The sequence below is a fragment of the Streptomyces sp. NPDC059499 genome (genome assembly GCF_042749285.1).
In the GTDB taxonomy this organism is placed as follows: Bacteria; Actinomycetota; Actinomycetes; order Streptomycetales; family Streptomycetaceae; genus Streptomyces.
Genome location: NZ_JBHYTT010000003.1, coordinates 378,988 through 403,279, shown reverse-complemented (window position 1 = coordinate 403,279; position 24,292 = coordinate 378,988). Strand labels below are relative to the sequence as shown.

Here is a 24,292-nt window from a genome sequence, read left to right as displayed (position 1 = left end):
CCGTCCTTTCGGCAGCACCCGGCGGCGGGTCAGCATCTGTTGGTGCTGACCTGGTTGCGCTTGAGGTAGTCGCTCCACGTGACGCCCTGGACGACCGCGACGACGACCGCGCCGTTGAGCTTCTGCTCGTAGTGGAGGTGGGGGGTGATGTCGTACAGGGCGGACGTGTTGCCGACCTCGCCGATCTTCTGGCCCACGTTCACCGTGGCGCCGGCGGCCACCGAACGAGTCTTCAGATGGGCGTACCGCGTCTGCCAGCCGCCCCCGTGACCGATGACTATCGTGTTCCCGTACCCGGCGCCCGTCGAGTAATACGATTCGAGCACCGTGCCACCCGCGCTGGCGAACACCCGGCGGCCCTCGTCGTCGGGGGTGCCGTTCGCGTCGTAGTGGTTCCAGTCGATCGCGTGCGCGGGACTGTGCCCCGACCAGTTGCTGCCGAGCCAGGTCTGGTCGCACTCGAAAGGCATCTTGAAGGCGGGCCGCGCGGCCACAGCGGCCTCCGACGAGTCCACGACCGGCGCCGCGACAGCGGCCGGAACGGTGAGCACGGTGGCCGCGACCGCGCTCATGGTGATCAGCGACCGGCGAAAATTCCTGTGCATGGTTTCTCCCCTTGTCGTCGGGTGACACGGCGATTCAAGGAGGCGGGCATACACGGCGGATACATTCCGCCCGGTGTTGTCAGTGGTGTGGTGCAGCATCGGGGTGACGGATCACCGAGTGGACGGGGGGATCGCCGTGGCGATCACGAACCAGCGCATGGCGGAGTACGCGTTCCTGCGGGGGCTGTACGAGGACGGGTACTTCCCCGACCCCGTCGTGGACAAGGGCAGGGCCGTCCTGGTCCGGCTCTGCGAACGGATCGAGGCCGAGCGCCCGGCAGACCTGGCCGCGCTGTACGTGCTGACCACGGCGGCGACCGACGAGTTCAACGCCCTGGAGGCGGAGTTCGAGGCGGCCGGGAGCGAGATCGAGACCGTCGCCCGCGAGGAGATAGCCGAAAACTTCTGGGCCGTCGCCACGGCGTACGGGTTCGCGGACGCCGACGTTGAGGAGCTGATCGCCACCCGCGAGTGGTGACGGACGGCGGGAGCGGCGTCAGCAGTCGACCACCGCGGCGACGGCTTCGATCTCCACGAGCTGGTCGGCGTATCCGAGCACGGTGACGCCCAGCAACGTGCTCGGGGCGTCATGGTCACCGAACGCCGCCCGGACCACGTCCCAGGCGGACACCAGGTCCTCCTGTCGCGTCGACGCGACGAGCACCCGCGTGCTGATGACGTCCTCCAGGCAGGCGCCCGCGGCCGCGAGAGCGGTCCGCATGTTCTCGAACGCCTTCGCCGCCTGGCCCGCGTAGTCGCCGACAGCCGCCGTCGAGCCGTCCTCGTTCAGCGGGCACGCCCCGGCGAGGAAGACCGGCCGTGCGCCGGCGGGTGCCGTGGCCGCGTAGGCGTACTGGGCGACGTCGGACAAGCGGGTGGAACGGATCAGCGTGACGGTACCGGGCATGGTGTTCAGGCCTCCTGGGTCGAAGTGCCCTCATCCTCACAAGAGTTCCCCGCCCCCGCCCCGCCTTTTCGGCCGGCCCGCCCCGAGGGCCCCTAAGCTGCGGGAATGGGTGACATGTACGCAGTGGATCTCGCACTGGACCTCCGGGCCTCCTTGCCGGGCGCGGTGATGGACGATCTCCGCCGGCACCTCGGGACGCATCCGGACGCGCGGGAGGGCGAGCCGGACGACTGGGTGCCCCTGCTCGCCGAACGCGGGCCGGCGATGCGCATCGGGGGCCTCCTGGTGGGAGAGGTCGCCCGAACCGGCGACGGCTGGGCGCTCACCGCGCGGCAGGAGGTGCATGCCGAGCTCCTCCCCGATCTGGACGCGCTCCTGGAGCGGCTGGCCCGCCACTGCGGCACCGAGGGCGTCATCGGCCAGGTCCGGTTCTACGAGGAACACGTGCCGGAGCTGCTGATCAACGCATCGGGGACGCTCGTGAGGATGGCCCTGACTCCTGCGCCGATCAGTGACACCCCGGCACGTTCCCACGGGTGAGCGGTCGGCTCACAGCAGCGGCGTCATGCCTTCGTCCGAGGCCGTGCCGCCCCCTCCGCCCAGGCGCGGGCGAACCGCTCGTGCACGGGCGGCGGGACCGCGGCGGGGCCTTCCGCGGGGGCTTCCGCCGGCGCGGCGGGTGCCGGGCGCGGGGCCTTCGCGGCGGTCAACTCCTTGCGGACGGCGCGGTGATGGTCGAGGGACCAGAAGTTCCGGTGCCGGCTGCCGCCCGCCCGTTCCAGCGTGTCGCGGGCGTCCGCTTCGATGCCCGGCCCCCCTTGCGGGCAAGGGCGTCAGGAGACGTCGGACTGCCGTACTCCTGCGGGCTTCGCGGTACTCGGCCGGGCCCGCGCCTCGGGGGCTTCCGGGGCGGTTTTCGGCCGGACCAGCCGGTGCTGGGCCAGGCAGGCCAGCGCCAGGGTGGCGCCGAGCACCGGCCAGGCAATCGGGCCGGCGCTCACCGCGGCCCCGACGACGACAGGGCCCAGGCTGCGCTGCGCCGACTGGGCCAGGCCGTGCACCCCGAGGTAGGCGCCCTGCGCCTCAGGGGGTGCGAGCGCGACGGAGAGTTCCCAGGAGGAGAGGGAGTGCAGGATCTCCGCCAGGGTGAAGGCGACGGCCGCGACGACGACGGCGGCGGTGGCGAACCAGGGGCCGCCTCCGGCCGAGGCCGCGAGCGCCACTCCTCCCGTCAGGAACGCGGCACCGATCGGGACGAGGAGGCGACGGGCCGCGGCGCGGGTCTCCCCGAAGCGGGAGAGGGGGACCTGGAGCCCGATCACCAGGACGCTGTTGAGGACGAGGACGAGTGGTGCCAGCCCGACCGGGGCGCTGGTGGCGTGGACGATCCAGAGCGGGAATCCGACCTGGAGCACGCTGTCGTCCAGGAACAGCCAGATCTCCGTACCGGTGAAGGCGAGGTAGCGGCGGTCGCGCCAGGGCGTCGCCCCCTCGGTACGCGCGAGCGGCGGAGCCTTCCCGCCGGCGGCGGCACCGGGCCCGGCGACGACACGGCCGGGGGCGGGCGGCTCCGTGCACCGGAGCGTGAGGACCGCCATGACCAGGTAGGACGCGGCGTTGGCGAGGAGCAGTACCTGATAGGCGAGGACGGTTCCGACCGTGAGTACGGCAGCGGCTCCCGTGCCGCCCACGGCCCACCCGATGTTCACCGCGGTGCGCTGGATCGCCTGGTACCGGACGCGCTGCGGGCCGGCCACACGTGCGGCGAACAGCTTGGTCAGCACGCTCGACGCCCGGTCGGGCAGCGCGCCCAGTGCCGAGTACAGGACCAGCAGTCCGAAGTCGTGCGTGGTCAGCAACGCCACCAGGGCCGCACCCCTGACCAGTTGGGCGGCGACCAGCAGGCGGGTGACGGGAAAGCGGTCGGCCAGCCGCCCGGCGAGCGGGGGCCCCGCGATGCCGAGGATGCCGGACACCCCCAGCAGCAGGCCGATCTGGGAGACCGACAGATGCGTGACGTAGACGAAGTAGAGCGTCGCCACGCTCATCCACAGGCCGGTGCCGACCTTGTCGACGATCGCGACCACCAGCATCAGCCGTCCGTCCCGGCCGCCCGGGACGGCCAGGCGCCGGACGAACGGGACGCGGCTCGGTGTCGGCTGCATCAGGATCCCCCTTGACATGAACTTTGTGTCGGTACAAACTTCTCTCTGTGGCAGAACAATATGGGATCACGGGTGGTACGGCCAGGGAGATTTCCGCCTCCGTCGAAAGCCACGTGGCCGACGGCACGCTGCACCCGGGCTCCTCGCTGCCCCCGGTGCGCCGGCTCGCCGAGGAACTGGGCGTGAGCGCGGGCACGGTGGCGGCCGCCTACAAGGAGCTGCGCGGGCGCGGAGTGGTGGTGACCCTGGGGCGCGGCGGCACGGTCGTGGCGTCCGCCCCCGTCGTCACCTCGCGGCGGCCTCCCCGGGTGCCGTCGGGGTTGCGTGACCTGGCGGGCGGGCACCCCGATCCCGCCTGCCTTCCGGTGCTGACCCCGCCCGCGCGGGTCGAGCCCGTGCCCGGATCGCACCGGGCCGCGCCGAGGCTCGCCGCACTCGAGGAGGCGGCCCACGACTGGTTCGCCCGCGACGGCGTGCCCACCGGTTCCGTGACGTTCGCCCACGGGGCGCTGGACTGCATCGCGCGGCTGCTGTCCACCGAGCTCAGACCCGGCGACGCCGTGGCCGTGGAGGATCCCGGCTTCCACCACCTCCTCGACCTCGTCCCGGCACTCGCGCTGCGCATGCTGCCGGTGGCGGTCGACGACGAGGGCGTCCGCCCCGAGGCGCTGCGGGCGGCCCTGCGCGCGGGGGCACGCGCACTGGTGTGCAGTCCCCGCGCCCAGAGCCCGCTCGGCGGGCGCTTCACCGTCGGGCGCAGGGACGAACTCCTGTCCGTGCTGGGCGACTTCCCCGACGTGCTGGTCGTGGAGGACGATCACAACGCGGACATCGCCGGCGCGGCCGCGGTGAGCCTCACCTCCGGCGCGCTGCCCCGCTGGGCGCAGGTGCGCACCGTGTCCAAGCACCTGGGCATCGATCTGCGCTGGGCCGCCCTCGCCTGCGACCCCACCACCCTCGCGCGCCACGACGGCCGGATGCTGCTGACCTCCGGATGGGTCAGCCACATCCTGCAGACGACCGTGGCGGATCTCCTGACCGACCCGGCGGTGACCCGGCTGGTGGCAGGGGCCGCCGACACGTACACCACGCGCCGCGATGCCCTGGGTGCCGCGCTGGGGCAGCACGGCATCTCCTCCCACGGCGTGAGCGGCCTCAACGTGTGGGTGCCCGTCCGGGACGAGTCCGCCGTCGTCAACGGGCTGCGCACACGCGGCTGGTGGACCGCGGCCGGCACTCGTTTCCGTATCGCGTCCCCGCCCGGCGTGCGCGTCACCACCGCCACCCTGACCCCCGCCGAATCCCGGCTTCTCGCCCGCGACTTCGCGGACACCCTCGCGGAGTCACAAGCGGTGTACGGGGGTTAGACCGGCCCGGTGAGGGCGTCGGCGCCGTCCGTTCAGCGCAGTACCAGCCACAACTCCGCCCGTACGTCCATGTCGTCCAGGTCCGCCTCCAGCAGCTCCGCGCAGCGGGCGATGCGCTGGCGGACCGTGTTGCGGTGGATCCGCAGGGCCACGGCCGTCCGGTCCCAGCTGCCGTGCAGGCTCAGCCAGCACCGCAGCGTCTCGGCCAGGGGTGCGGTGAGCGGGGCCAGGAGGGTACGGGCGTGTGCCTCGGCGAGGTCGGCGGGGACCAGGGCCGCCAAGCCTCCGGAACCGGCACGGTGCGTGACCAGCGGGGAGCGGGTGGCCTCCGCGCGGCCCAGGGCGCGGGCCGCCTCGGTGTCGGCGGTGGGCAGGGCCGTGGCGGGGGAGGGGGCGGACGCGCCGAGGATCCAGCCCGGCTGCGCCGTCGCCCCGCGGCCGCCGGTGAGCAGGACACGCACCGTTTCGCCGTTCGCGTCGACCAGGGCGGAGCCCAGCGACGCACCCAGTGCTCCCGCGGTGAGCGGGTCGGGGACCGTGCCGTCCGCGCGGCGGGCATGGACCACCGTCCAGGGCGCGCCGTCGTCCGAGAGGAGCGGGGCCACCTGCTCCGGGGGTGCCCCCAGCAGCATCCGTACGAGCGCCGCCGCACGGCCCGCCGCGTCCGCGCCCTGGTGCGGGGCGGTCAGCAGGGCGAGCAGGACGACGGCAATCCCGGCGACGGTGTGGTCGCCGGGGTGGCGCCGACGGGTCGCCAGGGCCAGGGCCAGCCCCTGACCGCCGCTCAGCGCGTAGGCGGCGAGCTGCGTGCCGGCCAGGGTGTCGGTCGCGGAAGCCGGGGAGGCCCGCCGGCCGGAGGAGACCACCCGGGACAGCTGGGCCAGAGCCGCACGCTCGTCCGGCGGCGGATGGCCGCCCGCCGTGTGCAGCTCCTCGCCCTCCCGGGTGAGCAGCACCACCCGGCCCTCCAGCTGCACGGCGAGCTGGTGGAGCACCGCGGGCACCGGGTCGGGCCGTGCGGCTGCCGTCGCCAGGGCCTGCTGGGCGCGGGTCACCCGGCGCAGCTCGCGGTGGCGGGCCTCCGCCATCAGCCGCCACACCGCCCGCGCGATCGCCGTGAAGGGGGTCTGTGGGGGCACTTCCAGCAGCGGCAGACCGTGCCGGTCGCATGCCTCCACCAGCGCCGCCGGCACCGTGTCGTGCACCGGCGCCACCCCGAAACCGAGCGCCGCCGCCCCCGCCTCCACCAGCCGGGCCACATACGTGTCCGGGTCGGTGAGCAGCACCCCGGCACTCAGCAGAAGCTCGCCGCCGAGCAGATACGGATACGGGTCGGCCATCTCCGAGGTGTGCACCCACAGCAGATCCGCGTGGTCCGGACCGGCGATCCGGCGCAGCCCGAGTTCCTCCCTGGCCAGCAGTTCGGCCAGGGGGATGGGAGGGGTCGGCGGCCCGGCGGGGGAGTCCGGCATGGACGGTCCATCCATTAGGTGAGCAGGGAGTGGATGAAACGTACACTTCAGCGTCGGCTTCCGGCCACCTACCGTCTTCTCGACACACGCCCCGTGTATCGAGACGAGACGGAGGAAGCCCATGGCTGTCGACTACGCAGTGATCGTCGTCTATCTGGCCGGCATGCTCGCCATGGGCTGGTGGGGCATGCGCCGCGCCAAGTCCAAGAGCGAGTTCCTGGTCGCCGGCCGGCGGCTCGGCCCCTGGATGTACTCCGGCACCATGGCGGCGATCGTCCTCGGCGGCGCCTCGACGATCGGCGGGGTCGGCCTCGGCTACCAGTACGGGCTCTCCGGCGCCTGGATGGTCTTCACCATCGGCCTCGGGCTGCTCGCCCTGTCCGTCTTCTTCTCGGCCCGCATCGCCCGGCTGAAGGTCTACACCGTCTCCGAGATGCTCGACCTGCGCTACGGCGGCAGGGCGGGGCTCATATCCGGCGTCGTCATGTGGGCCTACACGCTGATGCTCGCGGTCACCTCCACGATCGCGTACGCCACGATCTTCGACGTCCTGTTCGACCTGAACCGGACCCTCTCGATCATCCTCGGTGGCGCCATCGTGGTCGCGTACTCGACGCTCGGCGGCATGTGGTCGATCACGCTCACCGACATGGTGCAGTTCGTCGTCAAGACGATCGGCGTCCTGCTGCTGCTCCTGCCGATCGCGGTCATCAAGGCGGGCGGCTTCAGCGAGATGAAGGCCCAGCTGCCCACCGAGTACTTCGACCCGCTGGGCATCGGCGGCGAGACGATCTTCACGTACGTCCTGATCTACACCTTCGGCATGCTGATCGGCCAGGACATCTGGCAGCGCGTGTTCACGGCCCGCAGCGACCGCACGGCACGCTGGGGCGGAACCGTCGCCGGTACCTACTGCCTGGTGTACGCGATCGCCGGGGCCGTCATCGGCACGGCGGCCAAGGTCATGTACCCGAACCTGCCCAGCGCGGACGCCGCCTTCGCGACCATCGTCAAGGACGAACTGCCGGTCGGTGTGCGCGGCCTGGTGCTGGCGGCCGCGCTCGCCGCGGTGATGTCGACGTCCTCCGGTGCGCTGATCGCCTGTGCGACCGTCGCCAACAACGACATCTGGTCGCGGCTCCGAGGCGCGGTCAGCAGGGGGGACGGCGAGGAGCGTGACGAGGTGAAGGGCAACCGGGTCTTCATCCTGATCATGGGCATCGCCGTCATTGCCATCGCCATCGCGCTCAACAACGTCGTGGAGGCCCTGACCGTCGCCTACAACCTGCTCGTCGGCGGGCTGCTGGTGCCGATCCTGGGCGGCCTCCTGTGGCGCAGGGGCACGGCCGCGGGCGCGCTGGCCTCGGTCTGTGTGGGCGGCGTCGCGGTGATCGGGCTGATGGCGACCTACGGGATCCTCGCCAACGAGCCCGTCTACTACGGACTGCTCGCCTCGCTCGCCGTGTACGTGATCGTCTCGCTGGCGACGAAGCCGACGGACGCCGCGGTGCTCGTCGCCTGGCGCGAGCGGCTGGCGGGCCGGAGTGCGGACGCCGAGCCCGCGCCCGCCCCGGAGCCGGCCACCACCTGACCACCTCGTCGTCCTCGATCGCAGGGCGGGCCCGATAGCAATCCGGGGCCCGTCCGGCGGTCGAGGACGCAACCGTTGGCGTGGGGGCCGGTACACCGCCGAACCCCGCACACTGGATACCGTACGAAAACCGAAGGAAAGGCACCCGCCCCATGAGCAGCAACGAATCGCCGCGCGGCCCCGTCGACTCCTCCCGCGTCCCGCGGTACGCCGGTCCCGCGACGTTCGCCCGGCTGCCGCGGCTCGACGAGGTCGGCACCACCGACATCGCCGTGGTCGGCGTGCCCTTCGACAGCGGCGTCTCCTACCGTCCCGGCGCGCGCTTCGGCGGCAACGCCATCCGCGAGGCCTCCCGCCTCCTGCGCCCCTACAACCCGGCGCAGGACGCCTCCCCGTTCGCCCTCGCCCAGGTCGCCGACGCCGGTGACATCGCCGCGAACCCGTTCAACATCAACGAGGCCGTCGACACGGTCGAGGCCGCCGCCGACGACCTGCTCTCCACCGGCGCCCGCCTGATGACCCTCGGCGGCGACCACACCATCGCGCTGCCCCTGCTGCGTTCCGTCGCCAAGAAGCACGGCCCCGTCGCCCTGCTCCACTTCGACGCGCACCTGGACACCTGGGACACCTACTTCGGCGCCGAGTACACCCACGGCACCCCGTTCCGCCGGGCCGTCGAGGAGGGCATCCTCGACACCGAGGCGCTGTCCCACGTCGGCACGCGCGGCCCGCTGTACGGCAAGCAGGACCTCACCGACGACGAGAAGCTGGGCTTCGGCATCGTCACCTCCGCCGACGTCATGCGGCGCGGCGTCGACGAGATCGCCGACCAGCTGCGCCAGCGCATCGGCGACCGGCCGCTCTACATCTCCATCGACATCGACGTCCTGGACCCGGCGCACGCCCCCGGCACCGGCACCCCCGAGGCCGGCGGCCTGACCTCGCGCGAGCTCCTGGAGATCCTGCGCGGCCTGTCCTCCTGCAACCTGGTCTCCGCCGACCTGGTCGAGGTGGCCCCCGCGTACGACCACGCGGAGATCACCTCCGTCGCCGCCTCCCACACGGCGTACGAACTCACGACGATCATGGCCCGCCAGATCGCGGCGGCCAAGGGAGCACAGGGCAAGTGAGCCACGACCACGACGACCGGCCCCGGCTCACCCCCGCGCAGGCCGAGGCAGCACTGAACCCGCCGGCCGGACGCAACGGCGGCGACCTGGTGGTCGAGACTCTCCAGGGCCTCGGCGCCACCACCGTCTTCGGACTGCCCGGCCAGCACGCGCTCGGCATGTTCGACGCCCTGCGGCGCTCCTCCCTCGCGTACATCGGGCTGCGCGTCGAGAACAACGCGGGCTTCGCCGCCGACGCCTACGGCCGGATCACCGGCGAGGTCGCCCCGCTGCTCCTCTCCACCGGACCGGGCGCGCTGACCTCCCTCGCCGCACTCCAGGAAGCGGCGGCGGCGTCCGCACCCGTCCTGGCGATCTCCAGCCAGATCCCCACCGCCGGGCTCGGCGGCGGGCGCCACGGCTACCTGCACGAACTCCGCGACCAGAAGGCGTCGTTCCGCGACATCGTGAAGTCCGTGCACACCGTGCGCACGGCCTCGCAGATCCCCTCCGCGATCGCCGCCGCCTGGGAGTCCGCGCTCACCGCTCCGCACGGGCCGGTCTGGGTGGAGATCCCGCAGGACGTGCTGCTCGCCGAGACGTTCCTGCCGGTCGTCAGCGCACTCGACGCGACCCCGCGCGAGCTGTACCCGCGCCCCGAGCTGACCGTCGCGGCAGCCCACCTGCTGTCGAACGCCGAGCGGCCCGCGATCATCGCGGGCGGCGGAGTCGTACGGTCCGACGCGACCGGCAAGCTGCGCGCGCTCGCGGAGAAGATCAACGCCCCCGTCGTCACCACGTTCGGCGGCAAGGGCGCCTTCCCCTGGGAGCACCCGCTCTCGCTCCGGTCCTGGCTGGAGGACCGGCACACCACGGACTTCCTGGAGTCCGCGGACGTGCTGCTGGTCGTCGGCTCCGGGCTCGGCGAACTCTCCTCGAACTACCACACGTTCGCTCCCCGCGGCCGGGTCATCCAGATCGAGGCCGACGCCGGGAAGCTGGAGTCCAACCACCCCGCGCTCGGCATCCACTCCGACGCCCGCGAGGCCCTCGACGACCTCCTGGACGCGGTGGAGGCCCGCGAGGACGAGACCGCGGCCGAGCGCGTCGCGACGGTGCTGGGGGCCGTCCACGACAGGATCGCCGCCCAGGACCTCACCCTGGAGCAGCAGGTGCTCGCCTCGGTCCGCGAGGCACTGCCCGACACCTCGCCCAGCTTCTGGGACATGACGATCCTCGCCTACTGGGCCTGGTCCGCCTTCGATGCCCGCCACCCCAACACGATGCACTCGGCGCAGGGCGCGGGCGGCCTCGGCTACGGCTTCCCGGCCGCGATCGGAGCGGCGGCGGCCGACCGTACGAAGCCCGTGCTGGCGGTCTCCGGCGACGGCGGCGCGATGTACTCGATCGCCGAGCTCGCCACGGCGCGGCAGTACGACCTGCCCGTCACCTGGCTGATCGTCGACGACGGCGGCTACGGCATCCTGCGCGAGTACATGACGGGCGCCTTCGGCGAGGCCACGGCGACGGAACTGACCCGGCCGGACTTCGTCGCCCTGGCCGAGTCCTTCGGCGTCCCCGCGGTCCTCACCACGCCGGAGTCCCTCGCGGCCGACCTGGGGAAGGCCCTGGCGAGCCCCGGCCCGTCGGTGGTCGTGCTCCCCGCCCTGCTGAGGATGTTCGAGCCGACACACCTGTGAGCACCTGCCGTCCGCGCACCCCGGTGAGCCGTGCCCCGGGTGCGCGGACGGCCGTGCCCCCGGGCGGCACCCCGGGCGCCTACAGCGACTGAAGAGCCCTCTCGATCTCGGCCTTCTGGGCCTCGGCACCGAGCTGGAACTGCTCCCGCTGCCCGGCGTCGAGGGCGAACGGAGGTTCCTTCCGCGTCGGCAGGAGATCGGGGATCGACCGGAAGAGCACCGCCGCCGCCGCTCCGTCCCCCTTGTTGTGCGCGGTGATCAGATACTTCCCGACCCGCCACAGGTGCTCGTTGAGCACCTTCGACGGTGATCTCAGGATGTCCTTCACCGTCGCGGGCCTGCCCAGCGAATGATGCGGTCCGTCGCTGTACTTCTGCAGCGCCGCCAGCGCCGCGTAGAGCTGTCCGCAGCGGAATGCCTCCGCGTGGGCGCTGTTCGGCATGGAGTCCCCTGTCCCCGTCGTCACCCGTCGGTCCCGGTCCCGTCAGCGGACATGACTACCCGGCTCACCCACCGGCCGAACCCGCCCGCCCCGGCGTGCGCGAGCCCGGCCGAAGGCGCCCCTCTCACCCCCGGGCGGTCCTAGGACCACCCGAGTACCGTCTCCGACCATGGGCCGAGAATTGTTGCAGCGGGATGAAATCCGCAGCTGACCGCGTTGGTGACGTGCGGTAGGTCAGGTGGGACAGCGGGGCGGAACTGGAGGCACGGGGTGGCGGGCGCGAAGGTGCAGGGCGCGAAGGAACAGGGCGCCGACCAACAGGGGTGGGGCCGGCGGCTGACCGGATACGCGTGGCGTTACCGGCGCAACGTCGTGCTGGCGCTCGGGTCGTCGCTCGCCGGTATGGCCGTGATGGCCCTCGTCCCGCTGATCACCAAGGTGATCATCGACGACGTCGTCGGCGACCACACCCGTTCCCTCGGCGTCTGGACCGGCCTCCTCATCGGAGCCGCCGTCCTCGTCTACGCCGCCACCTTCGTCCGCCGCTACTACGGCGGCCGGCTCGCCCTCGACGTACAGCACGACCTGCGCACCGAGATGTACACGACGATCACCCGGCTCGACGGGAAGCGGCAGGACGAGCTGTCGACCGGGCAGGTCGTCGGGCGTGCCACCAGCGACCTCCAGCTGATCCAGGGGCTCCTCTTCATGCTCCCGATGACCATCGGGAACATCCTGCTCTTCGTCATCTCCCTGGTGATCATGGCGTGGCTCTCGCTGCCCCTGACCCTCGTCGCCCTCGCCGTCGCCCCCGCCCTCTGGTTCATCGCCCGCCGCTCCCGCGCCCGGCTCTTCCCCGCCACCTGGTACGCGCAGAGCCAGGCCGCCGCCGTCGCCGGAGTGGTGGACGGGGCCGTGTCCGGAGTCAGGGTCGTCAAGGGGTTCGGGCAGGAGGAACAGGAGACGGGCAAGCTCCGCGAGGTCAGCCGCAGGCTCTTCGCGGGCCGGCTGCGCACCATCAGGCTGAACTCCCGCTACACCCCCGCCCTCCAGGCCGTCCCCGCGTTCGGCCAGGTCGCCATGCTGGCACTCGGCGGCTGGCTCGCCACCCGCGGCGAGATCACCCTCGGTACGTTCGTCGCCTTCTCCACCTATCTCGCCCAGCTCGTCGGCCCCGTCCGGATGCTCGCCATGGTCCTGACCGTCGGCCAGCAGGCACGGGCCGGTGTGGAGCGCGTCCTGGAGCTGATCGACACCGAACCGTCCATGCGGGACGGCACGAAGGAGCTCCCGGCCGACGCCCCCGCCCGCGTCGAGTTCGACGACGTGCGCTTCGGCTACGACGAGGAGCGCCCCGTACTCGACGGCTTCTCCCTCACCATCGAGCCCGGCGAGACGGTCGCCGTCGTCGGCGCCTCCGGCAGCGGCAAGTCCACGGTCTCGCTCCTGCTGCCCCGCTTCTACGACGTGACGCACGGCGCCGTCCTCGTCGGCGGCCACGACGTCCGCGAGCTGACCCAGAACTCTCTCCGGGCCGCCATCGGGCTCGTACCGGAGGACAGCTTCCTCTTCTCCGACACGATCCGCGCCAACATCGCGTACGGATACCCGGGGGCCACCCAGGAGCGGATCGAGCAGGCCGCCCGCGCCGCCCAGGCCCACGGCTTCATCTCCGAGCTGCCCGAGGGGTACGACACCACGGTCGGCGAGCACGGGCTCACCCTCTCCGGCGGCCAGCGCCAGCGCGTGGCGCTCGCCCGCGCCATCCTCACCGACCCCCGGCTGCTCCTCCTCGACGACGCCACCTCCGCCGTCGACGCCCGCGTGGAGCACGAGATCCACGAAGCCCTGACACAGGTCATGGCCGGCCGCACGACCCTGCTGATAGCGCACCGCCGCTCCACCCTCGGCCTCGCCGACCGCATCGCCGTCCTCGACCGGGGGCGGCTCGCGGACATCGGTACGCACGCGGAGCTGGAGCAGCGCTCCGCGCTCTACCGCCGGCTCCTCACCGACCCCGACGAAATGGGCGGCACCTCACCGGGCCACCAGCCGGTCATGACCGGGGCGCCCGAGGACGACGACCGCGCGCTCCAGGAGGAACTGGAGGCCGAGTTCGACGCCGAGCGCGGCGTCACCCCCGAGCTGTGGATCCGCAAGGAGGAGCAGCGCGACACGGCCGCGGCCGGAATGCCCGCGACCCCCGAGCTCCTCGCCCAGGTCGACGCGCTGCCGCCCGCCACGGACGCCCCGGGCATCGACGAGGCGAGCGCGGTCCGTCCCGAGGAGTCGTACGGGCTGCGCAGACTGCTGCGCGGCTTCGGGCTCCCGCTGCTGGTGAGCCTGGCACTGGTCGCCGTCGACGCGGGCATGGGCCTGCTCCTGCCCGTGCTGATCCGGCACGGCATCGACGACGGCGTCACCAAGATGGCGCTCGGCGCGGTCTGGGCGGCGGCGGGCCTCGGCCTGCTCGCGGTCCTCGTGCAGTGGGTGGCCCAGATCGGCGAGACCCGGATGACCGGCCGTACGGGCGAACGCGTCCTGTACTCGCTCCGCCTCAAGATCTTCGCGCAGCTCCAGCGGCTCGGCCTCGACTACTACGAGCGCGAGCTGACCGGCCGGATCATGACCCGGATGACGACGGACGTGGACGCGCTGTCCACGTTCCTCCAGACCGGTCTGGTCACGGCCTTCGTCTCCGTCGTCACCTTCTTCGGTATCACCGTCGTCCTGCTCGTCCTCGACATCCAGCTGGCCCTGGTCGTCTTCGCGACGCTGCCGCTGCTGATCGTCGGCACGTTCTTCTTCCGCCGGAAGAGCGTCAAGGCGTACGAGCTCGCCCGGACACGCATCAGCGTCGTCAACGCCGACCTCCAGGAGTCCGTCTCCGGCCTGCGGATCGTGCAGGCGTTCCGGCGCGAGCAGGACGGCGCCGAGCAGTTCGCGGCCCGCAGCGACCACTACCGCCAGGCCCGGGTGCGCGGCCAGTGGCTGATCTCCGTGTACTTCCCGTTCGTGCAGCTGCTCGCCTCCGTCGCGGCGGCCGCCGTGCTGATCGTCGGTGCGGGCCGCGTCGACAGCGGCACGCTGACCACGGGGGCACTGGTCGCCTACCTCCTCTACATCGACCTGTTCTTCGCCCCCGTGCAGCAGCTGTCCCAGGTCTTCGACGGCTACCAGCAGGCCACGGTCTCCCTCGGCCGGATCCAGGAGCTCCTGCGGGAGCCCACCTCCACGGCCAACCACGACGCGCCGCAGGACGTCTCCTCGCTGCGCGGCGAGATCGTTTTCGAGGACGTCTCCTTCGCCTACGGCTCCTTCGACGGCGACAAGGGGCAGGAGGAGGCGCTCACCGGCATCGACCTGCGGATCCCGGCCGGTCAGACGGTCGCGTTCGTCGGCGAGACCGGGGCGGGGAAGTCCACGCTCGTCAAGCTCGTCGCCCGGTTCTACGACCCGACGAGCGGGCGTGTCACGGCGGACGGCACGGATCTGCGCGCACTCGACATGACCGCGTACCGGCACCGGCTCGGAGTCGTACCGCAGGAGGCCTACCTCTTCGCCGGTACGGTCCGCGACGCCATCGCCTACGGCCTGCCGGACGCCACCGACGCGCAGGTGGAGGCGGCGGCCAGGGGGGTCGGCGCGCACGACATGATCGCCACCCTGGAGGACGGCTACCTGCACGAGGTCGCCGAGCGCGGCCGCAACCTCTCGGCCGGCCAGCGCCAGCTGATCGCCCTCGCCCGCGCCGAGCTGGTCGACCCCGACATCCTCCTCCTCGACGAGGCGACCGCCTCCCTGGACCTCGCCAGCGAGGCACTGGTCAACCAGGCCACCGACCGGCTGACCGGCCGCCGCACCACGCTCGTGGTGGCACACCGGCTGACGACGGCCGCCCGCGCCGACCGGGTCGTGGTGATGGACCACGGCAGGGTCGCCGAGGACGGCACGCACGACGAACTGCTCGCCAGGGACGGGACGTACGCCCGGCTGTGGCGCACCTTCATAGGGGAGGACATAGGGGAGGGCACACCGGCGGGCGTGTGAAACGTCCGGCCACTCCACCGGTTCCGGAACCTTTCGGCCCGCCTCGGCGTCGTACGCACATACGTACACGTGTCTGGTGAGGCTCGAAATGTTCGATGGAACTGACGGAACAGGTGGGGTGGACGGGGTGGTGGGACCGCTGAAGTCGTCGAGACCGTCGGGAGGACCCGCCGGGAGGCGCCTGGGGGTCCTCCTGTTCGTCCTGCCGCTGCTCGGAGCCGTCGGGCTGGTACTCGGCACTTCGGGTGCGTCCCCGGCGCACGCCGCGTCGGCCTGTTCCGGACGGCTGGTCAAGACGGTGACCTTCTCCACCGGTTCACTACGCGTCTACGAGAGCCGCGCCTACGCGTGCGCCGTCACCGTCGCCAGCAAGCCGGGTGCGCGCCGCGCCATGCGCGTGTCCCTGCAGCCGCGCGGCGGCCGGGCGGCCGTCGACAGCGGCACGTTCACCAAGCTGGCCGGTCCGGTCACGGTCCACGCCCTCAACCGCTGCGTCCGCGCGTCCGGTTCCATCGCGGGCAAATCGGCATCCACGGGATGGATCCTGTGCTGACGTACAACTGGGTCTGGCGTTGCAGGTGTTACCCCGGCTAGGTTCGCGGCGACTGTCGTGAATCAAGGGGAGGGTGCATGCGCAAGGCGCTCAGAGGGGTCCTGTCGCTCGCGGTGCTCATAGGCACAGTGAGTGCGACGGGGGCCTCGGCCGGTGCGGCCACCGCCGCGGAACCGACCGCGAAGCAGAGCAGCGGCTCGACCAGCAGCAGCGAGAGCAGCAGCGAGGACATCAAGGACCGCATCCTGGCCATCCCGGGCATGAGTCTGATCCAGGAGAAGCCGTACCCCGGGTACCGCTACTTCGTCCTCAACTACACCCAGCCGATCGACCACAAGAGGCCGTCCAAGGGCACGTTCCAGCAGCGCATCACCCTGCTGCACAAGGACACGAGCCGCCCGACGGTCTTCTTCACCAGCGGCTACAACGTCTCGACCAATCCCAGCCGCAGCGAGCCGACACAGATCATCGACGGCAACCAGGTCTCGCTGGAGTACCGCTACTTCACCCCGTCCCGCCCTGCGCCGGCGGACTGGTCGAAGCTCGACATCTGGCAGGCCGCCAGTGATCAGCACCGTGTCTTCACCGCGCTGAAGAAGATCTACTCCGAGAACTGGCTGACCACCGGCGGCTCCAAGGGCGGCATGACCGCCACCTACTTCGAGCGCTTCTACCCGAAGGACATGGACGGCGTCGTCGCCTACGTCGCGCCCAACGACGTGGTCAACAAGGAGGACTCGGCGTACGACCGCTTCCTCGCCCGCGTCGGCACCAAGGAGTGCCGCGACCGGCTCTCCGGCGTCCAGCGCGAGGCCCTCGTCCGCCGTGAGCCGCTGGAGAAGAAGTACGAGGCGTACGCCGCCGAGAGCGGCTACACCTTCAACACCGTGGGCTCGCTCGACAAGGCGTACGAAGCCGTCGTCATGGACTACGTCTGGGCGTTCTGGCAGTACAGCATGCTCGCCGACTGCGAGGCCATCCCGGCCGACGCCGCCAAGGCGACCGACCAGGAGATCTGGGACTCGATCGACGGCATCGCCGGCTTCTCGGCCTATGCCGACCAGGGCCTGGGGACGTACACGCCGTACTACTACCAGGCGGGCACGCAGCTCGGATCGCCCGACATCAAGCAGCCGTGGCTCGGCGGCCTGAGCCGCTACGGCTACCAGCCGCCGCGCACCTTCGTGCCGCGCGACATCCCGATGAAGTTCCAGCCGTCGGCGATGCGGGACATCGACAGCTGGGTCAGGAACAACGCCCGGCACATGCTGTACGTCTACGGGGAGAACGACCCGTGGGGTGCCGAGCCCTTCCGCCTCGGCAGGGGCGCGCGTGACAGCTACGTCTACACCGTGCCGGGCGGCAACCACGGTTCCAAGGTCGCCGGTCTCGTCGCCGACGAGAAGGCGAACGCCACCGCGGCCATCCTGCGCTGGGCCGGAGTGGCCCCCGCGGCCGTCGAGGCCGACCCGGCGAAGGCGAAGCCGCTCGCGAAGTTCGACGCGCGTCTGGACAAGCGGGACGTGGAGCTCGAGCGGGACCAGGGCACACTGCGGCCGTAGTCGGACTGCAGTCCGGGCCTCTGTGCCGAAGTGGGCTGTGCGCACCGGGTGTTGTTCACACCCGGTGCGCGCAGCCCACCGGTGTTTCCCCGCCCAACTGCACGAAGAGATCCGTCGTGTCCGGGCACAGACCGCGCCGCCCCACCGCGGAGCCGACCTCGAACTCCGGTGGCCGCTCGCCCGATCCGTCGCAAGCCGTCTCCCTGACCTCGCCCTTGCGCGAGCCGTAGACGCAGTCCCCGACGACGGTCAGAGGGCCTCCGCCCTGCCCCGGATCACCAGGATGCGGAGACTCCAGATTGCGCATGCACGCGTACCCGCCGGGCACGGCGGGCTCCTGGGAGGGGCCGCTCGGCGAGATGTGCAGGACGAAATCGGTCGAGGGCGGGCAGGCCGGACCCTCCGAGGGCGCACCTGTGTACCGCGTCAGTACCCGTGCCGCCGCCTTCTCGCTGCGGCACGACACCTCACGGACCACGTCCCCGCGCGAACTGCAGTCGGCGGGCCCCAGGAACACCACCCCGTAACCCGACGGCGCGGTACTGTCCCGCAGCCCGTCGCCCCCGGGCCCCGAGGCGCCCACGGGCTGTCTGCAGGCGCTCAGGGACAGTGCCGCGAGTGCGAACAGCAGGCCGCGCAGGACCCCCGGGACACGGTGCTCGTACATGCATGACCCCCCGATACGTCCGTAAAGACGTACACCCAGCGTGACCCGCCGGAGCGGGCACACGCCAGGCGAGCGGGGGGCTTTGCGCTCTTCGGTGTCGGTACGCCTAGGGTGCGGCGTACGTCTGGTACGACAGTCCGTAGCCGACCGGGTACAGCGCCTGTGCCGGGACGTCCGCACGCTGCACCGGGACCGGCAGCTTGCCCCGGGGTTCGGCCCGCCCCGCGATCACCCGTGCGGCGGCCCGGAGTTCGACGTCCGTCCAGGAGTACGCGGCGAGGCTCGCGGCGTAACCGGTGGCGGCCAGCTGGGCGATGTCGTACGGGTTGCGGATCGCGACGGTGATCACCGGTACCCCGGTCGCCGCGAGGGCCTGGACGAGCGTGCGCTGGGAGCTGGTCGCGGTGACGTTGTACGTCCCCACGATCACCGCGTCCTTGCCCTGCGCGGCGGCCACCGCTTCGGCGATCTTCGCCGGGGCGGGAGCGGTGCCGGTGGACAGGGCGGTGGCCGTGTACCCCAGCTCCTCGAACGCTGCGGCGAGCGTCGTGGTCGGTGGTCCGGTCGTGCCCGAGGGGGAGGCCGGATCGGCGCCGACCACGAGCAGGTTGCGGTGGGAGCGGCGGGAGAGCGGCAGCAGCGAACCGGTGTTGGCGAGCAGCGTGGTCGTGCGCTCGGCGATCCGGTCGGCGGCGGCGAGATGGGTACGGATGCCCACGGTGCGGTCCACGCCCCGGTGGGTGACGTAGGGGTCCCGGAACAGGCCCAGCTTCGACTTCAGCCGCAGGATGCGCAGGATCGATTCCTCGATGCGGGCCTCGCTGATCTCACCGTTCCGCACGGCGTCGAGGACGGCGTTCCACGCGACGGAGAGGTTCGGCGGGTTGAGCAGCTGGTCGACGCCTGCCTGAAGGGCGAGCACCGGGACGCGCTCGTCACCGTACTTCGTGCGCACGCCCTCCATGCCGAGCGAGTCGGTGACCACGACGCCGTCGTAGCCGAGTTCCTCGCGCAGGATGCCGGTGAGGATCGGCCGGGACAGGGTGGCGGGGTCCTCCGACGGGTCCAGGGCGGGCACCACGATGTGGGCCGTCATGATCGAGTCGATGCCCGCGGCGACGGCCGCCCGGAACGGCGGGGCGTCGAGCTCCGCCCACTGTTCGCGGGTGTGATGGATGTAGGGCAGCCCCGTGTGGCTGTCGGTGCTGGTGTCGCCGTGACCGGGGAAGTGCTTGGCCGTGGAGGCGATTCCGGAGCTCTGGTAGCCCTTCACCTGGGCGGCGACCAGGCCGGCCACCGACTCCGGGTCGGAGCCGAAGGAGCGTACGCCGATGACCGGGTTGGCCGGGTTGACGTTGACGTCGGCGTCCGGCGCGTAGTTCTGGTTGATGCCGAGCGCGGCCAGTTCGGCCCCGGCGATCCGGCCGGCCGTGCGCGCGTCGGAGCGCGAGCCGCCCGCGCCCAGCGCCATCGCGCCGGGCATCAGGGTGGCGGGCTCGCCGACGCGGCAGACGATCCCGTGCTCCTGGTCCGTGGAGACGAGGAGAGGCAGGGGAGTGGGCCCGGCGAGCCCGGCGCGCTGGATGCCGTTGGACAGATCGGCGATCTGGTGCGGGTCGCGGGTGTTGTGCGCCCACGCGAAGTAGATGATGCCGCCGACGTGGTACGTCGAGATCAGCTCGGCCGCGGTGCGCACGCCGATCTCGGCGAGGTTGGCGTCGATGTCCGCCTGGTCGGGTGCGGTGGCGGAGTGCCCGTACACCCGCATCACGAAGAGCTGGCCGACCTTCTCCTCCAGGCTCATCCGGGCGATGAGCCGCTTGAGGCGGCTGTCCGTGGAGGTGCCCGTGGATGCCTGGGCGGTCCCGGGAACGGCGGCGACGCCCGTCGCGGCCGCGGCGACGGTGGCCGCGGTGGCCGTGAGAAGAGTGCGTCTGGAGGTGCGGTGGTGCACGTGAGCTCCTTCCGGTGCTGAAAGAAACTTCCAAGAAGGTACGGATATATGGAAAGTAACTACCAGTCAAGAGGACCACCCGATAAAGGCAGTGACACGCGGGGGGACGGGTGGACATGCCCGGACATGGCCCACACCCGTGTCATGCGGCGGGACGCGTGCCCCCGCGCTGCCGCGCTGGGAGGTGTGCCCCCACGCGTGCTCGGAGGTGCGCCCCCGCGCCGCGGACGCGTGCCTCCCGTCGGTTACGTCAGCCCCGCCCCCGCGCCGTGCCCCTGAAGTGCCGCCACCGCCGCGGTGATCGCCGGTCGCCGTGCCGCCTCCGTGCGCCACAGCGCGTACAGCCGCCGCACCGGTACGGGATCCAGGCGCACCTCCACCACGCCCGGCGGGAGCGGCCCCCGCCCCAGTCGCGGAATCATCGCCACGCCGAGTCCGGCGGCGACCAGGGCCAGCTGGGTGTGGTTCTCCTCGGCCCGGTGGCGGATGTCCGGCTCGTACCCCGCCGCCCGCAGCGTCCGTACGAGCCAGTCGTGGCACACCGTGCCGGGCGGCTGGCACACCCACCGCTCCCGGGCCAGCTCCTCGCGCCGCACCGCCGTCCGCCCGGTGAGCGGGTGCCCCTCCGGCACCAGCAGGTCGCACCGGTCGTCGCCGATGACCGCCTGCGCCACCCCTTCCGGCGCGGGCAGCGGCGCGATGTCCCAGTCGTGTGCCACGGCGAGATCGATCACGCCCTTCGCCACCAGGTCGACCGAGAGGTGCGGATCGACCTCGGTGAGCCGGGCGTCCAAGGAGGGGTGTTCCCGCTGCAGCCGCGCCAGCACTCCGGGCAGCAGGCCCCGCGCCGCGGACGCGAACGCGCCGATCGACAGCCGCCCCGTCGGCAGCCCCCTGCGCTCCTCCAGCGTCGTCTCGGCCTGCTCAACGATCGCCAGCAACTGCTGTGCCGTAGCGGCGAGATGGAGCGCGTCCTCGGTGAGAGCCACCCCACGCCCGCGCCGCTCGAGAAGCGTCGTCCTGGTCTCCCGCTCCAGCTTGGTGATCTGCTGGGAGACCGCCGAGGCCGTGTACCCGAGCGCCGCCGCCGCGCCCGCGACGGAGCCGTGGACGGAGATGGCGTGCAGGGCGCGCAGCCGGGACAGATCGAGCACGGGAGCCTCCCGGGAGAGCGAAGCATGAGCAACGCTTAATCCAACCATGAAGAAATCCGCGCTGGTGCTACACGGTCCCCGCAGCCGATCCTCGGTACATGCGTCCCCTCCACATCGCCCTGGCCGCGCTCGTCGCCGCAGTCTGGGGCGTGAACTTCGTCGTCATCGAGGTCGGCCTCGCCCACTTCCCGCCCCTGCTCTTCTCCGCCCTGCGCTTCCTCGTCGCCGCGCTGCCCGCCGTGTTCCTCGTCGGGCGGCCCACCGTCGCGTGGAAGTGGATCATCAGCGTGGGCCTGGTCCTCGGGGTGGCCAAGTTCGGGCTGCTCTTCATCGGCATGGACCGCGGGATGCCCGCCGGGCTCTCCTCCCTCGTCCTCCAGGTCCAAGCGGTCTTCACCGCACTGTTCGCGGCCCTGGCACTCGGTGAACGGCCGGGCAGGGTGAGGGCGCTGGGGATGGGCGTGGCCCTCGCGGGCATCGGGGTCGCGGCCGTGGACGAGGGAGCGGGCGGGCCCGTGCTCGCCTTCGTCCTGGTCGTGGCGGCGGCGGCCTGCTGGGGCGTGTCGAACGTCCTCACCCGCAAGGCCGCCCCGTCGGACTCCCTCAACTTCATGGTGTGGGTGTCGACGGTGCCCGTACTGCCGCTGCTCGGCCTGTCCCTGCTCATCGAGGGCCCGGACCGCGATGCCGAGGCCCTCGCGGCGCTCGACTGGAGCGGCGTCGGCATCATCGTCTACGTCGCCTGGATCACCACGGTCTTCGGCTTCGGGGCCTGGGGCTTCCTCCTCCGCCACCACCCGGCCTCGTCCGTGGCCCCGTTCACCCTGCTCGTGCCGGTCTTCGGCATGTCCTCCGCCGCACTGTTCCTCGGCGAGGCGGTGAGCCCGCTGCGATGGTGCGCGGCGGCGCTGCTGGTCGGAGGAGTCGCCCTGACGTCCCTGGCGGGGCGGCGCACGGCCGCCCCGCGGGCGACGGAGGCGCAGCCGGCACCGGTCTGACCCCTACTGCTTCGGTGCGCCCAGCCGCAGCAGGTACTCCCGCGCACCGGCCAGCAGTCCGGGCAGCTCCGGTGCGCCGGGGTGCCAGCGTTTCTCGTACTCCCAGCAGACCCAGCTGTCGGCGTCCAGCGTGTCCAGGCACGCCCTCAACGGCAGCACGCCGTCCCCGAGGGCCAGCGGCGCGGTGTCCTCGGCCGACGCGATGTCCTTCACCTGTACGTATCCCAGGTGCGGGGCGAGTACCGCATGGCTGGCCACCGGTTCCTCACCCGCCAGCCAGGTGTGCATGATGTCCCAGATCGCACCGATCTGCCCGTGCCCTACGGTCCCCACCACGCGGGCCACGTCGGCCCCGGCGCGGTGCGAGTCGTGTGTCTCCAGGAGGATCCGTACGCCCATGTCGGCGGCGTGCGGAGCCGCGGCGCCGAGCCGCCGGGCGGCGGTCGCGTCGGCCTCGGCGGGTTCCTGGCCACCGCCGCCGGGGAACACACGGACGTTCGCCGCCCCCAGGTCGCGGGCCAGCTCCACCAGCCCGGCGAGCTCGGCCAGGACCGGTTCGTCGTCACCCTCGGCGGCGATCCGCACGTACCCGGCGAGGGTCAGGACCTCGACCCCGCCGTTCTTGAACTCCTCGACCACGGACGCCCGTTCGAGCGGCGTGAGCCCCAGGTGGACGGGCTCCTCGGGGTGGGTGCGCAGCTCCACCCCCTGGTACCCGTGCCCGGCCGCGAGCCGGACCACCTCGGCCACGGGCAGGCCCGGCACTCCGAGAGTCGAAAAAGCGAGCTTCACGATCCAAGTCCTTCCGTCGATGCCGGGCTGATCGGTACCCCCGTTCCCGCGAGGGAATCCTCACCCCACCCGCGGCGGCGCCGTCGAGCCGCGGACCATCAGTTCCGCCGAGATCGTCGTTATGCCCCCGGTCGGCGGCTTCTCCTTGCCCATCGCCAGCCGGCCGGCCCGTGCCCCGGCCTCGAACAGCGGCAGCCGTACGGTCGTCAGGGCCGGTACCGCGTCCACCGAGAACGGCAGATCGTCGAACCCTGCCACCGAGACGTCCTCGGGGATGCGGAGCCCACGCTCCCGGATCGCCGCAGCGGCACCCAGTGCCACGGTGTCGTTGGCGGCCACGACGGCCGTCACGTCCGGTTCCCTGCGCAGGAGTTCGAGGGTGGCTTCGTAACCGGACCGGCGGTCGTACGGGCCGTGGACGGTGAGCCGCTCCTCGTCCCCGTACAGCCCCGCCGCCTTCATCGCCTCGCGGTGGCCCTCCAGGCGGTGCCGTGTGGTGGTGCGCTCCTGGGGCCCCGCGACGTACGCGATGCGCCGGTGGCCGAGCGAGACGAGGTGCTCGGTGAGCCGGCGGCCGCCGCCCCGGTTGTCGAAGGCGAGCGAGGCCACGACCGCGTCGGTGTCCGGCAGCGGCGGCCGCCCGCAGAACACGATGCGGGTACCGGCGTCCGCGAGCTTCGCCAGCTTCGTGGCCATCGCGGCCTGGTGGGCCGGGTCCTCCAGGGCGCCACCGGTCAGGACGACGGCTGCGGCGCGCTGGCGCTGGAGCAGGGTCAGGTAGGTGAGTTCACGCTCGGGGGAACCGCCGGTGTTGCAGACGACGGCGAGCTTCTCGCCGCCCCCGCGGCCCGATCCGTCGCCGGGTCCGCCGATCTCGGTCTGCGCGGCCCCGGCCATGATCCCGAAGAAGGGGTCGGCGATGTCGTTGACCAGGATCCCGACCAGGTCGGACGTCGAGGCGGCGAGCGAACTGGCGGGGCCGTTCAGTACGTAGTCGAGGTCGTCGACCGCACGCAGGACCCGCTCCCGGGTGGACGCGGCCACCGGGTAGTTGCCGTTCAGCACGCGGGACACGGTGGCCGGGGACACCCGGGCGCGAGCCGCCACGTCCGCCAGGGTGACTGTCATCGCTCTCCTCCGAGGAGTTGTGGCGCGGCCCCTCTTGTCCGGGCCGCTGTCGGCAGGCTAGCGTCATACCAAATAG

General features: G+C 72.1%; 20 protein-coding genes. 10 read left to right on the top strand and 10 right to left on the bottom strand.

Annotated elements, in window-relative coordinates:
- Positions 1-29 precede the first annotated feature (29 nt).
- Positions 30-605, bottom strand: coding sequence for a M23 family metallopeptidase (locus ACFW9O_RS10520; RefSeq protein ID WP_384607306.1), 576 nt, complete (start codon positions 603-605; stop codon positions 30-32).
- Between the two features lie 136 nt (positions 606-741).
- Here ACFW9O_RS10520 and ACFW9O_RS10515 point away from each other — a divergent pair, with 136 nt between their 5' ends.
- Positions 742-1,083 carry a DUF5713 family protein gene (locus ACFW9O_RS10515; protein WP_384607303.1) on the top strand — a complete coding sequence of 114 codons (342 nt, stop codon included), beginning with the start codon at positions 742-744 and terminating at the stop codon, positions 1,081-1,083.
- 18 nt (positions 1,084-1,101) lie between these two features.
- Here ACFW9O_RS10515 and ACFW9O_RS10510 read toward each other — a convergent pair whose 3' ends face one another.
- The gene (locus ACFW9O_RS10510; protein ID WP_384607300.1) at positions 1,102-1,512 is read right to left on the bottom strand and encodes a RidA family protein; all 411 of its coding nucleotides are present in this window, start codon (positions 1,510-1,512) and stop codon (positions 1,102-1,104) included.
- 105 nt (positions 1,513-1,617) lie between these two features.
- Between ACFW9O_RS10510 and ACFW9O_RS10505 the strand changes: the two genes are divergently transcribed.
- Positions 1,618-2,052, top strand: a complete 435-nt coding sequence (locus tag ACFW9O_RS10505) for a hypothetical protein (protein WP_384607298.1) — start codon at positions 1,618-1,620, stop codon at positions 2,050-2,052.
- A gap of 293 nt (positions 2,053-2,345) precedes the next feature.
- Here the strand turns inward: ACFW9O_RS10505 and ACFW9O_RS10500 are convergent, their stop codons facing one another.
- The gene (locus ACFW9O_RS10500; RefSeq protein ID WP_384607296.1) at positions 2,346-3,677 is read right to left on the bottom strand and encodes an MFS transporter; all 1,332 of its coding nucleotides are present in this window, start codon (positions 3,675-3,677) and stop codon (positions 2,346-2,348) included.
- A gap of 47 nt (positions 3,678-3,724) precedes the next feature.
- On the opposite strand from ACFW9O_RS10500, the gene ACFW9O_RS10495 reads away from it, so the two are divergent.
- Complete coding sequence (locus ACFW9O_RS10495) at positions 3,725-5,044, top strand: GntR family transcriptional regulator (protein ID WP_384607293.1); 1,320 nt, start codon at positions 3,725-3,727, stop codon at positions 5,042-5,044.
- Between the two features lie 32 nt (positions 5,045-5,076).
- On the opposite strand, the gene ACFW9O_RS10490 is transcribed toward ACFW9O_RS10495, so the two are convergent.
- Complete coding sequence (locus ACFW9O_RS10490; protein ID WP_384607290.1) at positions 5,077-6,516, bottom strand: PucR family transcriptional regulator; 1,440 nt, start codon at positions 6,514-6,516, stop codon at positions 5,077-5,079.
- 121 nt (positions 6,517-6,637) lie between these two features.
- On the opposite strand from ACFW9O_RS10490, the gene ACFW9O_RS10485 reads away from it, so the two are divergent.
- The 3 genes from ACFW9O_RS10485 to ACFW9O_RS10475 all read left to right on the top strand — a co-directional run bounded on the left by ACFW9O_RS10485 (position 6,638) and on the right by ACFW9O_RS10475 (position 10,916).
- Positions 6,638-8,107 (top strand): sodium:solute symporter, encoded by a 1,470-nt coding sequence (locus ACFW9O_RS10485; RefSeq protein WP_384607287.1) that lies wholly within the window; start codon positions 6,638-6,640, stop codon positions 8,105-8,107.
- 152 nt (positions 8,108-8,259) lie between these two features.
- Positions 8,260-9,237, top strand: coding sequence for an agmatinase (speB, locus tag ACFW9O_RS10480; RefSeq protein WP_384607284.1), 978 nt, complete (start codon positions 8,260-8,262; stop codon positions 9,235-9,237).
- Positions 9,234-10,916 (top strand): thiamine pyrophosphate-binding protein, encoded by a 1,683-nt coding sequence (locus ACFW9O_RS10475; protein WP_384607281.1) that lies wholly within the window; start codon positions 9,234-9,236, stop codon positions 10,914-10,916. Before speB ends, ACFW9O_RS10475 begins: the two co-directional genes overlap by 4 nt.
- Before the next feature lie 79 nt (positions 10,917-10,995).
- Here the strand turns inward: ACFW9O_RS10475 and ACFW9O_RS10470 are convergent, their stop codons facing one another.
- The gene (locus tag ACFW9O_RS10470) at positions 10,996-11,358 is read right to left on the bottom strand and encodes a hypothetical protein (protein ID WP_384607278.1); all 363 of its coding nucleotides are present in this window, start codon (positions 11,356-11,358) and stop codon (positions 10,996-10,998) included.
- A gap of 270 nt (positions 11,359-11,628) precedes the next feature.
- On the opposite strand from ACFW9O_RS10470, the gene ACFW9O_RS10465 reads away from it, so the two are divergent.
- From ACFW9O_RS10465 to ACFW9O_RS10455, 3 genes are all read left to right on the top strand, one after another.
- Positions 11,629-15,408 carry an ABC transporter ATP-binding protein gene (locus tag ACFW9O_RS10465; RefSeq protein WP_384607276.1) on the top strand — a complete coding sequence of 1,260 codons (3,780 nt, stop codon included), beginning with the start codon at positions 11,629-11,631 and terminating at the stop codon, positions 15,406-15,408.
- Positions 15,409-15,496: 88 nt separating this feature from the next.
- The gene (locus ACFW9O_RS10460) at positions 15,497-15,961 is read left to right on the top strand and encodes a hypothetical protein (protein ID WP_384607274.1); all 465 of its coding nucleotides are present in this window, start codon (positions 15,497-15,499) and stop codon (positions 15,959-15,961) included.
- Between the two features lie 77 nt (positions 15,962-16,038).
- The gene (locus ACFW9O_RS10455) at positions 16,039-17,523 is read left to right on the top strand and encodes a S28 family serine protease (protein ID WP_384607271.1); all 1,485 of its coding nucleotides are present in this window, start codon (positions 16,039-16,041) and stop codon (positions 17,521-17,523) included.
- A 55-nt stretch (positions 17,524-17,578) separates the two neighbouring features.
- On the opposite strand, the gene ACFW9O_RS10450 is transcribed toward ACFW9O_RS10455, so the two are convergent.
- The 3 genes from ACFW9O_RS10450 to ACFW9O_RS10440 form a co-directional block, all read right to left on the bottom strand.
- A complete protein-coding gene (locus ACFW9O_RS10450) occupies positions 17,579-18,190 on the bottom strand; it encodes a hypothetical protein (protein WP_384607268.1) in 612 nt (203 codons plus the stop codon).
- 106 nt (positions 18,191-18,296) lie between these two features.
- The gene (locus tag ACFW9O_RS10445) at positions 18,297-20,144 is read right to left on the bottom strand and encodes a glycoside hydrolase family 3 protein (RefSeq protein ID WP_384607265.1); all 1,848 of its coding nucleotides are present in this window, start codon (positions 20,142-20,144) and stop codon (positions 18,297-18,299) included.
- Between the two features lie 245 nt (positions 20,145-20,389).
- A complete protein-coding gene (locus ACFW9O_RS10440) occupies positions 20,390-21,298 on the bottom strand; it encodes a LysR substrate-binding domain-containing protein (protein ID WP_384607263.1) in 909 nt (302 codons plus the stop codon).
- Between the two features lie 98 nt (positions 21,299-21,396).
- Here ACFW9O_RS10440 and ACFW9O_RS10435 point away from each other — a divergent pair, with 98 nt between their 5' ends.
- On the top strand, positions 21,397-22,296 hold the full coding sequence (locus ACFW9O_RS10435; RefSeq protein WP_384607260.1) for an EamA family transporter: 900 nt from the start codon (positions 21,397-21,399) through the stop codon (positions 22,294-22,296).
- A gap of 3 nt (positions 22,297-22,299) precedes the next feature.
- On the opposite strand, the gene ACFW9O_RS10430 is transcribed toward ACFW9O_RS10435, so the two are convergent.
- Both ACFW9O_RS10430 and ACFW9O_RS10425 read right to left on the bottom strand, forming a co-directional pair.
- Complete coding sequence (locus ACFW9O_RS10430; RefSeq protein WP_384607257.1) at positions 22,300-23,088, bottom strand: sugar phosphate isomerase/epimerase family protein; 789 nt, start codon at positions 23,086-23,088, stop codon at positions 22,300-22,302.
- A 60-nt stretch (positions 23,089-23,148) separates the two neighbouring features.
- Positions 23,149-24,216 carry a LacI family DNA-binding transcriptional regulator gene (locus ACFW9O_RS10425; protein ID WP_384607254.1) on the bottom strand — a complete coding sequence of 356 codons (1,068 nt, stop codon included), beginning with the start codon at positions 24,214-24,216 and terminating at the stop codon, positions 23,149-23,151.
- Positions 24,217-24,292: the final 76 nt, after the last annotated feature.

What these genes read in the sequence shown, in the direction of transcription:
- ACFW9O_RS10425 (WP_384607254.1), bottom strand. Translation starts at nt 24,216, where the DNA reads ATGACAGTCACCCTGGCGGACGTGGCGGCTCGCGCCCGGGTGTCCCCG.
- ACFW9O_RS10510 (WP_384607300.1), bottom strand. Translation starts at nt 1,512, where the DNA reads ATGCCCGGTACCGTCACGCTGATCCGTTCCACCCGCTTGTCCGACGTC.
- ACFW9O_RS10490 (WP_384607290.1), bottom strand. Translation starts at nt 6,516, where the DNA reads ATGCCGGACTCCCCCGCCGGGCCGCCGACCCCTCCCATCCCCCTGGCC.
- ACFW9O_RS10455 (WP_384607271.1), top strand. Translation starts at nt 16,039, where the DNA reads ATGCGCAAGGCGCTCAGAGGGGTCCTGTCGCTCGCGGTGCTCATAGGC.
- ACFW9O_RS10500 (WP_384607296.1), bottom strand. Translation starts at nt 3,677, where the DNA reads ATGCAGCCGACACCGAGCCGCGTCCCGTTCGTCCGGCGCCTGGCCGTC.
- ACFW9O_RS10520 (WP_384607306.1), bottom strand. Translation starts at nt 605, where the DNA reads ATGCACAGGAATTTTCGCCGGTCGCTGATCACCATGAGCGCGGTCGCG.
- ACFW9O_RS10485 (WP_384607287.1), top strand. Translation starts at nt 6,638, where the DNA reads ATGGCTGTCGACTACGCAGTGATCGTCGTCTATCTGGCCGGCATGCTC.
- ACFW9O_RS10460 (WP_384607274.1), top strand. Translation starts at nt 15,497, where the DNA reads ATGTTCGATGGAACTGACGGAACAGGTGGGGTGGACGGGGTGGTGGGA.
- ACFW9O_RS10435 (WP_384607260.1), top strand. Translation starts at nt 21,397, where the DNA reads ATGCGTCCCCTCCACATCGCCCTGGCCGCGCTCGTCGCCGCAGTCTGG.
- speB (WP_384607284.1), top strand. Translation starts at nt 8,260, where the DNA reads ATGAGCAGCAACGAATCGCCGCGCGGCCCCGTCGACTCCTCCCGCGTC.
- ACFW9O_RS10505 (WP_384607298.1), top strand. Translation starts at nt 1,618, where the DNA reads ATGGGTGACATGTACGCAGTGGATCTCGCACTGGACCTCCGGGCCTCC.
- ACFW9O_RS10470 (WP_384607278.1), bottom strand. Translation starts at nt 11,358, where the DNA reads ATGCCGAACAGCGCCCACGCGGAGGCATTCCGCTGCGGACAGCTCTAC.
- ACFW9O_RS10450 (WP_384607268.1), bottom strand. Translation starts at nt 18,190, where the DNA reads ATGTACGAGCACCGTGTCCCGGGGGTCCTGCGCGGCCTGCTGTTCGCA.